The organism is Capilliphycus salinus ALCB114379 (assembly GCF_047276495.1).
In the GTDB taxonomy this organism is placed as follows: Bacteria; Cyanobacteriota; Cyanobacteriia; order Cyanobacteriales; family Microcoleaceae; genus Capilliphycus; species Capilliphycus salinus.
Window position 1 is genome coordinate 95,687 of record NZ_CP178543.1, and the last position, 13,008, is coordinate 108,694.

The 13,008-nt window shown below is 43.8% G+C and carries 9 protein-coding genes; 3 read left to right on the plus strand and 6 right to left on the minus strand.

Going from position 1 to position 13,008, the window contains the following annotated elements; all coding sequences use genetic code 11:
* The first annotated feature begins 566 nt into the window (after positions 1-566).
* Both ACL6C3_RS00490 and ACL6C3_RS00495 read left to right on the plus strand, forming a co-directional pair.
* Entirely contained in the window at positions 567-6,836 is a 6,270-nt protein-coding gene (locus ACL6C3_RS00490; protein WP_413164326.1) for a PAS domain S-box protein, read from the plus strand.
* Positions 6,837-7,070: 234 nt separating this feature from the next.
* Positions 7,071-7,523 carry a DNA-binding protein gene (locus ACL6C3_RS00495; protein ID WP_413164328.1) on the plus strand — a complete coding sequence of 151 codons (453 nt, stop codon included), beginning with the start codon at positions 7,071-7,073 and terminating at the stop codon, positions 7,521-7,523.
* 7 nt (positions 7,524-7,530) lie between these two features.
* Here the strand turns inward: ACL6C3_RS00495 and ACL6C3_RS00500 are convergent, their stop codons facing one another.
* On the minus strand, positions 7,531-9,084 hold the full coding sequence (locus tag ACL6C3_RS00500) for an AAA family ATPase (RefSeq protein WP_413164330.1): 1,554 nt from the start codon (positions 9,082-9,084) through the stop codon (positions 7,531-7,533).
* A gap of 110 nt (positions 9,085-9,194) precedes the next feature.
* Here ACL6C3_RS00500 and ACL6C3_RS00505 point away from each other — a divergent pair, with 110 nt between their 5' ends.
* Positions 9,195-10,211 carry an adenosine kinase gene (locus ACL6C3_RS00505; RefSeq protein ID WP_413164332.1) on the plus strand — a complete coding sequence of 339 codons (1,017 nt, stop codon included), beginning with the start codon at positions 9,195-9,197 and terminating at the stop codon, positions 10,209-10,211.
* A 153-nt stretch (positions 10,212-10,364) separates the two neighbouring features.
* On the opposite strand, the gene rplY is transcribed toward ACL6C3_RS00505, so the two are convergent.
* The 5 genes from rplY to ACL6C3_RS00530 all read right to left on the minus strand — a co-directional run bounded on the left by rplY (position 10,365) and on the right by ACL6C3_RS00530 (position 12,770).
* The gene (gene rplY / locus ACL6C3_RS00510; RefSeq protein ID WP_413164334.1) at positions 10,365-10,661 is read right to left on the minus strand and encodes a 50S ribosomal protein L25; all 297 of its coding nucleotides are present in this window, start codon (positions 10,659-10,661) and stop codon (positions 10,365-10,367) included.
* Positions 10,662-11,005: 344 nt separating this feature from the next.
* On the minus strand, positions 11,006-11,416 hold the full coding sequence (locus ACL6C3_RS00515) for a hypothetical protein (RefSeq protein ID WP_413164335.1): 411 nt from the start codon (positions 11,414-11,416) through the stop codon (positions 11,006-11,008).
* A complete protein-coding gene (locus ACL6C3_RS00520; protein ID WP_413164336.1) occupies positions 11,416-11,622 on the minus strand; it encodes a hypothetical protein in 207 nt (68 codons plus the stop codon). Before ACL6C3_RS00520 ends, ACL6C3_RS00515 begins: the two co-directional genes overlap by 1 nt.
* A 13-nt stretch (positions 11,623-11,635) precedes the next feature.
* Positions 11,636-11,857 carry a hypothetical protein gene (locus ACL6C3_RS00525; RefSeq protein WP_413164337.1) on the minus strand — a complete coding sequence of 74 codons (222 nt, stop codon included), beginning with the start codon at positions 11,855-11,857 and terminating at the stop codon, positions 11,636-11,638.
* Positions 11,850-12,770, minus strand: a complete 921-nt coding sequence (locus ACL6C3_RS00530; RefSeq protein WP_413164339.1) for an AAA family ATPase — start codon at positions 12,768-12,770, stop codon at positions 11,850-11,852. Before ACL6C3_RS00530 ends, ACL6C3_RS00525 begins: the two co-directional genes overlap by 8 nt.
* Between the last annotated feature and the right edge of the window lie 238 nt (positions 12,771-13,008).

A 13,008-nucleotide genomic window follows, 5' to 3' on the forward strand; every position in this document is an offset into this window, starting at 1 on the left:
TCCAGACTATTTCTCATCTTAAGCTAAAATATAATATCTACCTCAAATTCAAGACTTATGTCCAGAACTTATGTCCAGATTAAATCTAACTTGTCAATTCAATAAAAATAAATCACTTAAGCTACAAAGCATTTAAACTCCGCGATCGCTTGGCGGCGTCAGGTTTTCGGTGTCGGGTGTCGGCTGTGTAGGGCCGGGTTTTGTGAGTAAATCTATGCTTTCCTCGCAATAACTAACATCAACTTGCCTCGACGATGTAATTTAGAGGGCTAACAGCTGATCACCCTTGTTAAGTACATTGCCAGGAATATCGCCGCATCGGGGAGCGCGTCTGCTAAAATTGGGGTAGTTAATTTTAGACCTGTAGAACGCTGTAAGCTCACGTTTAACCTTAATAAAATTAACCGGATTAAATGGCCTTGGATTTAAGATTCTGTTTGAATGATTTTAAAAAAACAGAAAAAAATTATATGGGTTGAGACTGTTTAGCCGCTTGTTTGTGAAGAAAAAAAGTGTAAAATCCTTAAAACATCAAGCGGATCGGCTTCGTCAGGAGGAAAAACACGGTGACAGCAAGATTACCAGATCCATTTTTTTGTTACAGTGAAATGGGCGAAATTATGCGATCGCACGACTGGGGCAAAACCCCCATCGGCGCAGTCGAACGATGGTCCGTACAGCTTAAAACCCTTTTAAATCTGATTTTAAACGCTTGTCATCCGATGTTTATCGCTTGGGGAGATGAACTCTTTTTTCTCTACAATGATTCCTATCGTTTGATGGTCAATGATATTCAACCGGGTTTAAATTTGGGTCAGCCGTTAAAATCCTGTTTTCCGAAGATTTATCAACAAATAAGTTCCGATTTACAAGAAATTTTAGAAACAAAAAGGGCGATATTAAAAGACTACAATAACTTTAAAATCGGCTCGTTAAAAACCCTCAATTTACAAATTTCTTACAGTCCAATTTTTGATAATTTCGGTCAAGTTCCGGGAGTTTTAGGGACTGTAATCCCGATCCATTTTACAAAAAGAAACCCCGAAACCAACAATAATATTTTAGAAAGAATTACCGATGCTTTTGTAGCACTAGATCGGAATTTGCGTTACACCTACGTCAATCAAGAAGCCGCCCGTTTACTGGGATGTTCTCGGGAAGAATTACTTGGAAAACAACTCTGGACAGACGTATTTGCAGCCGAAGCCGAACATCCCGATACCCAAAAAATCCGTCTAGCCATGAGGGAACAAACCCCCCTCCATTTAGAAACGTTTTCCCCCGTTATTAATCGCTATTTAGAAGTCAATGCTTACCCTTCAGAAGAAGGAATTTCAATATATTTTCGAGATATTAGCGATCGCAAAAAAACCGAAGCCCAACTGCGATCTAGAGAAGAATTTAACCGTCGCATTATCGAAAGTAGCAGCGACTGTATAAAAGTTTTAGACCTCCAAGGGCGACTGATCTCGATGAACCTGGGAGGACAACAGTTACTCGAAGTCAACGATATAGAAGAGTTTTTACAGCAACCTTGGGTAGAATTTTGGCAACAAAATGATCGCATCGAAGCCGAAAAAGCCATTAACCTGGCGCGAGTCGGAACAAGCAGTCGCTTTCAAGGCTATTGTCCGACTCAAACCGGTCAGCCAAAATGGTGGGATACCATCGTTACCCCCATCTTTGGAGAGCAAGGACAAGTCGAACAAATACTCTCTTTATCGCGAGATATCACCACATTAAAACAAGCCGAAGAAGCACTGCGAACCAGCGAAACCCTCTATCGCACCCTCAGCGATGCCGTCCCCGACTTTATCTGGTCCTGTGATGGAAACGGACAAACCGACTTTGTGAACTCGCGCTGGACAGAATACACCGGCTTAACCCGAGAACAACTCAATTCTAAAGGCTTACAGGAAATTAACCACCCCGATGACTATCCCCAGTTACAGGAAGCTTGGGAAGAAGCCAAACAGCGAGGAGAACCCTTTGAAGCCGAATTTCGCTATCGCCGCCATGACGGAGTTTACCGTTGGTTTATGGGTCGTGCGGTTCCCCTCAAAGACGAAACCGGTAAAGTGATCAAATGGATCGGCACCACCACCGACATCCACAAACGCAAACAAGCCGAAGCCGAACGAGAAGAACTTCTCAAACAACTCGAAATCGAACGCGCTCGGATGAATGCCATCTTACAACAAATGCCGGCCGGAGTCTTAGTCGCCGACGCCGCCACCCAAAAATTAGTTCTGGCTAACCAACAAGTCGAACAAATACTCGGTTACTCATACCCGCTAGAACTCGAATTACAAAACTACACCCAAAACATCACCAGAACCTGCTTTCATGCCAACGGACAGCCCTATCGTTCCGATGAATATCCCCTGATGCGATCGCTCCATACCGGCGAAGCGATCATAGGCGAAGAAATCTCGATCCTTCGATCCGATGGAAACTGCATCTTTATTAACGTTAATTCCGCCCCGATCCGCGATCAACAAGGAGAAATCGTCGCCGCCGTCGCCGTCTTTCGAGATCTCACCTTTCAACGACAAGCCGAACTCGCCCTCAGACGGGGAGAAGAACGATTTCGCGCCCTGATCGAACAGGCTCCCGACGCCGTATTTATCGCCGATCTCGACGGCACCTATATCGACGTCAACAATAACGCCTGTTACTTGCTTGGTTATGCCCGAGAAGAACTCATTGGAAAGGAAGTTCAAGACATTATTCCCCCAGAAGACCAACCCAAACTCGAAGCCATCAAACAATCTTTACTCTTGGGAAATACCCACCTCGAAGAATGGAGGTTAATTAGAAAAGACGGAACTACAATTCCCGTTGAGATCAGTACCAAAATTTTACCCGATGGTCGCTGGCAAGCCTTTGTGCGCGATATTAGCGATCGCAAACGCACCCAAGAAGCCCTGCGTCAAAGCGAAGAACGATTTCGACAGATGGCCGAAAACATCGAAGATGTCTTCTGGGTCGTCGAAATGCAGGACTATAAAGTTCTCTACGTCAGTCCCGCCTATGAACACCTCTGGGGACGTACCTGTGAAAGTCTGTATGAAAACCCCTATCAATGGATGGAAAGCATCCACCCCGACGATCGCCAAATCGTTCAAGCCGCCTTCACCGAACAAGTTTTAACCGGTCGTTGCGATATGGAATTTCGACTGATTCATCCCGATGGTTCAATTCGGTGGATACGCGATCGCGGTTTTCCCATTCCCGACGAAGACGGACAAATTCGCCGAGTCGCCGGCATTGCCGAAGATATCACCGATCGCAAGCAAGCCGAAGCCGCCTTAAAAGAACAACAACAAGAACTGCGCTTAATTACCGATGCGGTCCCGGCTTTAATCGCCTACGTCGATCGCCATCAACGGTTTCGCTTTGTCAATCGCGCTTATACCAGTTGGTTTGGACATCGGTCCGAAAAAATTATCGGTCTGCATCTGGCGGAATTTGTCGGAGAGGATGTTTATCAGTATATGCAGCCCTACGTCGAGTCGGCACTGGCCGGAGAACCCGTTATGGCCGAAGTTTGGATGCCCTTTAAAGATGGTGGCCCCCGCTATGTTCGCCGCCAATATATTCCTGATATTGCAGACAATGGTACTGTTAAGGGATTTTATGCCTTAATTACCGATATTACCAACTTAAAAGAAGCAGAAGTTGCCCTCCGCCAAAGCGAACAGCGTTATCGCTCTCTGGTTTCTATTTTGACTTCGATCGTTTGGACGGTTGACCCCGAAGGTCAATTTATTCAACCTCAACCCGGTTGGGAAACCTACACCGGACAAAGTTGGAGCGAACATCAAAATTGGGGTTGGTTGGAAGCCATTCATCCCGAAGACCGGGAGCGAGTTCGCGCGCTGTGGATAGAAGCGCGAGACAACAAAACTTTTTATCAATCCGAAGGGCGGATTTGGAATGGGGCAACCGGGAGTTATCGCTACTTTGAAGCCCGAGGAATTCCGTTGTTTAACTCCGAAGGTGCGATCGAAGAATGGGTAGGGACGATCACCGATGTAGACAACCGCAAACGGGCCGAAGTTGCCCTGCGTCAGAGTGAAGAACGATTTCGGCAAATGGCGGAAAATGTCGAAGATGTTTTCTGGATCAGGGATACGGAAGACAACCAAATTCTTTATGTCAGTCCCGCCTACGAACGCATCTGGTCCGAGTCTTGCGATCGCCTTTATGCCAATTCCTCCGCTTGGCTAGAGATGATTCATCCAGAAGACCAAGAGCGGGTTAGAACCTCCTTTTTTGAACAAAAACTAGAAGATCAATTAAGCCTTGAATATCGCCTTCTTCGTTCCGATGGTTCGATCCGTTGGATTCGCGATCGCTCTTTTCCCATTGCCAACGAACAAGGTAAAGTTTGCCGTATTGCCGGAATTGCTGAAGATATTACCGCAAGCAAAGAAGTTGAAGCCGCTTTGCGCCGCAGTGAACAACAGTTTCGCGTCGCTCAAGAGTTATCGCTTTATGCGTTTACCATCCTCAAAAGTGTTCGGGATGAAACCGGACAAATTATCGATTTTGAGTGTATGTACGCCAACCCCAAAGCAGAAGTTGCCCTCAAACGTTCCGGTGAAGATCTCGTCGGTCAACGACTGTTAGAAATTCTACCCGGAAGTCACTTTAATACTAATCTGTTTAACCGCTACGTTGAAGTCGTCGAAACCGGTCAACCTCACAATATTGAGATTTTATATGATGCCGATGATATTAGAGGTTGGTTTCACAATATGGCGGTTAAATTAGATGATGGTGTGGCGGTTTCCTTCAATGATATTAGCGCGCGCAAAGGCGCAGAGGAGGCTTTACGCGCCAGTGAAGCCGCAGCCAAGGCCAGAGCCGAAGAACTCGAAATCCTCATGGAAGCGGTTCCGGCGGCGATCTGGATCGCCCAAGATCGCCACTGTCATCAGATGAGTGCCAACTTAAGCGCTTATGAACTGATGCGAATGTCTCCCGGTTCGATCACCACTGCGACTCCAATTGACGGACAGAACCGTTTACCGTTTAAGCAACAAAGAAATGGCAAAGATATTCCCCCTCCCGAGTTACCCATGCAGAAAGCGGGACGAACCGGTCAGGAAGTTGAAGCCGAAATGGAGTTTGTTTTTGACTCGGGTGATGTTAGCTATGTCTACGGTAAAGCCGTTCCCTTGCGAAATGAGCTTGGACAAGTTCGCGGAGTGATTGGGGCGTTTTTGGATGTGACCGAACGCAAACGCGCCGAAGAAGCATTGTTGGCTAGCGAAGAACGGTTTCGGTTGGCAACTCGGGCGGTGACGGGGATTGTTTATGATTGGGATTTGAGAACCGATCAAGTTTATCGTTCCGAAGGGTTGCGCGATCTCATCGGTATGAGTCCTGAGGATGTTCCCCAAGATCGAGATTGGTGGAGTGAACGGATGCACCCCGAAGATCGCTCGGTGGTTCAACCTCAGATGCTCTCGATTTTAGCCAATGGCGAGGATCGCTATAGTTTTGAATATCGAGTTCGCCACGAGGATGGACGCTGGATCAATGTTTGGGATCGGGGTTATGTGATTCGCGATCGCCAAGCTCAGTTGGTTCGGGTTGTCGGTTCGACGGCCGATATTAGCGATCGCAAACAAGCCGAGGCCGAACGGGAACAACTCCTCGCCAGCGAACGGGCCGCCAGAGAAGAAGCGGAGGCCGCCAACCGCATCAAAGATGAATTTTTGGCGGTTTTGTCTCACGAACTGCGATCGCCGTTAAATCCCATTCTCGGCTGGGCGAGTATGCTTCAGCGTCAAAAGGTTGATGACAAGATTCTCCATCAGGGGTTAACGACGATTGAGCGCAATGTTAAGTTACAGGTGCAGTTGATTGATGATTTGTTAGATGTTTCTCGGATTTTACGGGGTAAATTGAGTTTAAATCGAGCCTCGGTGGATCTGGTTGTTGTTATTCTTTCTGCGATCGAAACGGTTCGTTTAGCTGCACAAACGAAGTCAATTGAGATTCAAACTCATCTTGATCGCGAAGTTGGAAAAGTTTTGGGTGATGCGGGTCGTCTTCAACAAATTGTCTGGAATTTGCTTTCTAATGCGGTAAAATTTAGCGATTCGGGCGGGAAAGTTGATGTTTATTTAGAACGGGTCGGCACTCACGCTCAAATTAGAGTACAAGATCGGGGTAAGGGAATTAATCCTAAGTTTTTACCTTTTGTGTTTGAGTATTTCCGTCAGGAAGATGGCACCACCACGCGCAAATTTGGCGGGTTGGGTTTGGGTTTGGCGATTGTTCGCTACATTACTGAAATGCACGGCGGCACCGTTCAAGCTGATAGTTTGGGGGTCGGACAGGGGGCAACTTTTACGGTTTGTTTACCTTTAATTTCCCGCGATCGCGAGTCTTCAGACCATGACAATTCGATCAATTCTGATTGTGTTGATGCCGAGTGTTTGGAAGGAATTCGAGTGTTAATTGTTGAGGATGAAGCCGATACTCGTGAGTTTCTTTCTTTGATGTTGGAACAAGCCGGTGCAACGGTAATTTCTAAGCCTTCTGCACAGGAAGGTTTAAAGGAGTTTATCCGTTCAACTCCCGATATTTTGGTCAGTGATATTGGAATGCCGGGAATGGATGGTTATCAGTTAATTAAGCAAGTTCGTTCGCTTTATAAGAATAATTCGGATAAACAAATGCCCGCGATCGCATTAACCGCTTATGCGAGTGAAACCGATTTTGAAAAAGCGATTTCTGCGGGGTTTAATCAGCATATTTCTAAGCCGGTTGAACCCCAACGTTTGATTAAGGCAATTCTCAATTTACTGGATCAGTAAAGTTGTTGCGATCGCAAAGTAGCCCGAGGTGACGGTTTCTGATTAAATCATATCCAATCTGGTTGTATAATCAACGAATAACACACACCTCACCCGTACCACCGACCCTGAACAGGCTTCGGTCGAACCCCGAGACTCCCAACACCGAATAGCCAGAGCATTGACTATTGATCAGCAGATCATTTATAATTTGGTTATACAGTTTCAAAACTATTGCGTTCCCCTTTTAGTTCTATGGTAGTCTGTACAACTGAAGCAGCCCGTATTTTAAAAATCTCTACCGCTCGTCTGCGAGTTCTCCTAAGCGAAGGCCGAGTCGAAGGTGCCTATAAGAGCGGGAAAATGTGGCTCATTCCCCTCGTTAAGGGCGAACCCATAATTGAGCGAGGGAAAAGAGGTCCGGCTCCCCGTTGGTGTAATCTCAAAAAGCGTGCAAAAACGATTGTTCACGTTAATTCTCACAGAATTCGGCAAAATCAAAAACAACAGCAACAACTTCCGGTGATTACGGTCAAAACGCGCAACACCAATACTTACGGGCATATCGTAGAAATACCGGGAGGATGTCGTGTTGTCTATAGTCCCGATAATCCCATGTCTTGTGGTGCGAGGGTTTGGATTGAAACCTTTTATGATGTTAATGTCATCGGTCAGTCAAAATCTCTTGATCTCTCCACAGTTTTATAATCGGTATTCAACCGGACTTGATATCAGAAAACTTCTCAAGTTGTTTTTCTAAATCTTGAGTCGTATCAATAGAAGTAACATAGGCTTTTTCCCCTTGACTAAAGGGTTCGGCTTGTTGTTGCTGACTCTCCAATAAATCAACCGTTGCGTCGGTAATATCTCCGCTTCTATTTTCCAAACGCGATCGCAAAACCTCCACCGGTGCAACACATTCTAAAATATTCAAAGGTAATTGATGAAACTCGCATTCTTTAATCACTTTTTCTCGCAATTGTTGGCGATCGTATTTAGCATCCAAAATCACCGCAAACCCTTGACTGGCTAAAATTATCCCCAATTCTAACAACCGTTCATAGGTTTTTTGCGTCATTTCCTCAGTGTATAATTCCTCAGTTCCCCGTTCGTTTAACCCAATACCGCCTAAATGCTTTCTAACCGCATCCGAACGAATTTGAATCCCATTAATTCTTCTAGCTAACTGTCTGGCTACCGTACTTTTTCCCGAACCCGACAAACCCGACATCATCAAAATTCGCCCTAATTTTCGCCGCGTATATTTCCAAGCCAATCGATAATATAAAGCCGCTTCTTGTTGAATCTCCTGTTTTTTATCATCGGAAATTTCCGACTCATCTAACATCATCGAATTCACTTTAGCCCGCACATAAGCTTGACGACAAAGATAAAACGGCAAAATTTGCAATCCTTCCCAATCTCCCGTTTGTTCAATATAAGTATTTAAAAATTCATTACTCAAATCAGAACGTTCTCGACTATCCAAATCCATTACTATAAATGCTACATCATACATAACATCAACAAAGCGAAATTCTTCGTTAAATTCTATCCGATCAAACAACATCACTTCATTTTGCCAGAAGAACATATTTTTTAAATGTAAATCCCCGTGACATTCTCGAATCCAATTTTGTTCGATTCGGCTTTCAAACAAAGATTCATATTCTTTTAAAAAATTATCGGTAAATTCTCTTGTTTCTTCGTATTGTTGTTGAGTTTGAGCGATGCCAATATATTGATCGGTTTGCTCATAGTTTTGTTCGATAGCTTGACGAACCTTTCCAATTTTCCCAAATTGACGAATATAATCATTGGTCGGCGCATTCAGATTAAAATTCGCCACTTTTTTACCCAGTTTTCCCAAATCTTCACAGGTAATTTTCCCGGCTTTGAATAAATTAATTAAAAGATTATCCTGGGGAAACTGACGCATTTTTAACGTGTATTCGACGGGATGAGAATCTTCCCCGAGTTGAAAGCGATCGCCAACTTTAGAAATCGGTAAAACTTCTAGATAAAATTCAGGGGCGAGAGGTTGATTTAAGCGCAGTTCCTCTTGACAAAAATGTTCTCTTTTTTGTAAACTAGAAAAATCTAAAAACCCAAAATTCACCGATTTTTTAACTTTGTAGGCATAATCACCCGTCAGCAAAATAAAAGAAATATGAGTTTGTACCAATTCAATCGGTTCTGTAACCCCGTGAGGATAAAAAGACGGTTGTAACATCTGCTCAATTAAAATTGGGAGGGAAGAATTAGCCATGATATTAAGTGCGGATCGGCAATATTTTCGACTTCAGGAGTTAATTGAATTCATCTTGATCGCAAGATTTGGTATGATGGGTGCGATGTTCACTTCTCAACCCAATTCCCATGACAGGAAACAATCAACCTTCTCAGTCTAAGAATGTTTTTGGCGTCGGAAATGCTCTACTCGATATTTTGGCATTAGTGGACGATAATTTTATCCAAAACCATAACCTAAATCGGGGCGCGATGACCTTGATGGATGCGGAAAATCAAGGTAAATTATTACAACAGTTAGAAAATCAATCTCTAGAATTGCGCTGCGGGGGTTCTGCGGCGAATACAATGATCGCGATCGCCCAAAGCGGGGGAAGCGGTTACTACACCGGAAAAGTCGGCGAAGACACCAACGGCGCCTTTTATCGCCAGGATATGGTAGCCTTGGGAATTGGGTTTGAAGTCGATCCTCACCTTCACCCCGACAACCCCACCGGAACCTGTTTGGTGTTGACCACTCCCGACGCCGAACGAACCATGTGTACAAGTTTGGGAGTTTCAACCCAGTTATCGGTTAGTGATATTAATATCGAACATTTGGGTTCTTGTCAATATAGTTACGTCGAAGGCTATCTCTGGGACGCACCCGACCCCCGCAAAGCCAGTATTGAAACAATGGAACAGTCCAAGCGTCATGGGGTGAAAGTGGCGTTTACCTTCTCCGACGGATTTTTATTAGATCGCTTCAGTGATGATTTTCACAAATTAGTATCAGAATATTGTGATGTGGTCTTCTGTAACGCCTCAGAAGTGCGTCACTTTTGTCAAAGCGAGTCTTTAGAAGATTGTGCCGGTAAACTGGGTAAAATAGTTGATTTAGCCTTTATTACCGACGGCGACAAAGGCTGTTTGGTGGTGGAAAAGGGACAAATTACCCATGTTCCCGGTTATCCCGTTAAACCCGTCGATACCGTCGGCGCCGGAGATGCGTTTGCGGGAGGGGTTCTCTACGGACTCACCAACGGTTTAACCCTCGAACAGTCGGCCCGTTGGGGGAACTATTTGGGTTCCCAGGTCGTCCAAATTCATGGCCCCCGTTTGCCAAAATCTCCCGTCGATCAGCTACAAACCGTTATCGCCGGTTAATTTTTTACTCTCTTGTTGACCTCACCCCCCTTTTTAAGAGAATCCCTCCAGGCTTCGCCACCCCCGTTATGAAGGGAATCCCTCCAGGCTTGGCCACCCCCCTTTCCAAGGGGGGATCAAGGGGGGATCGCAAGGGGTCAAAGGAGAGGTCAACTACTCTTTTACCGCAAAAAAGCTAAAGTGATAGGGTTCGGGTTTCCAAGGATGAGATTGAACTTCGTGTAATACGGTTTTCCCATTCCAGGATAGATGAGGAATGCTGAGTTCGATCACGGTTTTGTTGACAATAGCATCTTTCATCAACTGAATAGCCTTTTTCTCATCGAGGGTCAGTTCTACAGACTCGGTACCCTGATGACCATACAAAACTGCGGGAATTAACCCCTCACGACGCAAAGCGTTAGGTTTGCTTCCTTCGGGTCGTTTTTGACATTCGATTGCAATTGCCATGTTTCAATAATCTCTATAAGGAGTTAACATTATACGGGTTAGCCTGCCAATATTTGCTGCAACGACGGTATTCGCTTCGGTTTCGGACAGGCACAAATTTTTATGATATCAAAAAATAGCGATCGCTTGCAAATTGCATCGCGATCTCCCGGTAGCGTGGGTTAGACAACAAATTTATCGGTTTTTTCGTTATGTTAATGATCAAAATCACCCGACAATTATTCAATTATTCAAAACTCCAAATGGGTAGGGTGGGTCAGACCGGAAAATTCTCGGTCTAATCGTTATGTTAACGCTCTGACCCACCCGACTATATGATGAGCCAATTTGTTAAAAAAACGGGGTTACTCAGTTCGATCTAAATACTGATAACTTTGATTTTTCAATAAAGCTTTAATTTCATTCAGCATATTGATTCGTAGAATGATAGGAAGACCTATATTTTTGATTTCATCTTTTGATGACGAACTTTTTATGGGACTAAACTTTTCGCTCTCCCCGTCAATTTTTTCCTTAAAAAAATCAATCAATTGCTTGCGAACATCAGCTTTTAAGTTGACCAGTTTTAAGTCCGTTTTCTCATCTTCTATTTTGACTTTTATAGGTTCACTCTGACCAATTTTTGTGAAGTCAGATTTTGCGAGTTCCTGATAAAAATCATCTTCTATCTCTATAACCTTTGGTTCATTCAACTCCAGAACTTGCGAAGACTTATCTGATGTCTCTTTAATTGAGTAAAAGCTGATAGTCTGCATTAACCTTCCTCCTTAGCTTCAGATTCCATAAACTCTTTCTCCGGAACATTTTCAGCCCAAGCAATATTAGCTTCCTTAAATAAAGCTTTGGCTTTGGGAGAAATTGTTCCTGTAGTTAAGATTGCAGTCACCGTTCCTTTGTCTATAATTTTCTGCGCCTCCCCTGGATAGATATTCTTTTTCGTTTTTATTTCAATATGTGCCACGTTTACCTCTTAACTAATTATACTTATTTTGAATCTGACGAACAATTTCTTGAACACGAGGAACATCTTCTTCATTAATAAGGAGAATATCTCCCTTGCTGTCATTTCCTGTGGTTCTTCTTGCTGAAATTCCTTCTGATTCTAGTCGGTCAATGACCCATCCAATAAACTTTTTATGTACCATTAATTTGTACATCATTCGATCTTCATCTGTTTCCCATTCCCGATCAGACATTGGATATCTCCTGATAAGTTTTAACTAAATGTTCACCCGTTGAAAAGCCTTGCTGAAAGAGTTCCAGCAATCTATCCGCAATAGATAATTCCCCTTCCGTACACAAGAATTCAATGAATAAAATCTTGTACAAATTTTTAATATCTCCGACTGTAAACCCTCGATTCTTATAAATTTCGTAGAGTTTTATTAAATCTTCTGGCTGAAATTGATAGTTGATTTCTTTGTTTAAATGGTTTAGATAAGCTTGAAACTCTTCCGGCGATAACTGAGCATTTACATAATGCTTTAACGTAAATCTGCGAACAACTGCTGTATCAACTAGATCAAGTACATTGGTTGCACCAAATACAATCAAACGTTGACTCAGCGAAGGTCGTAACTGATCGAGTTCTAGCATCAATGTTGTCATCGCTCGACGAACAGCATCATGTTCTTGTTCGCGAGAACGACTCATGCAAAAAGCATCCAGTTCATCTAATAACAGAAATGCGGAGGAATGATCAGCGGAATGATCAGCGGAATGATCAGCACAAACCTGTCGTAAATTATCAAAAATTTGCGCTAAATTTCGGGAAGATTGACCCAGAGCGGGATCTAGCATTCTTCCCACATCTACTGTATAAAAATTAATCTCGTTTGTGACCTCTTGCTTGAGCCGATCAAACAAAAAGTAGCATAGACTGGTCTTACCTGTATTTGGTGGTCCGTAGAGCAGGACTGAGGGAGCCAGATCGTAGAACCCTAATTTTCGCAGCTTTAAGTCGTCAGCAGTCAATATAACTTTACAAAAGTTAAATAAAGACTTCTGTAACTCGTCTAACCCGAATAGCTTCTGCTGATCAAGGCGACCCTGAATCTCTCCATGAGTCAGTTGGAACTGTCCACTCGTTCCTTGAACAGGGATGGGCATTGAGAGAGCCTCAATAAATTATAAGGATTAATGCTTTTATATCTTCATTCTAAAGGCTAAAATTAAGATTGGCAAATCACTCGGAGATGGTTGAGTGCGCCAGATAGCACAATTATGGGTTGAGCAAGGGTAGGGTGGGTCAGACAACCGAATTCTTGGTTTTTTTCTTATGTTAACGCTCTGACCCACCCGACAATTAAATTAACCAAATTCTCGGTTTTTTCATTACGTTAACGCT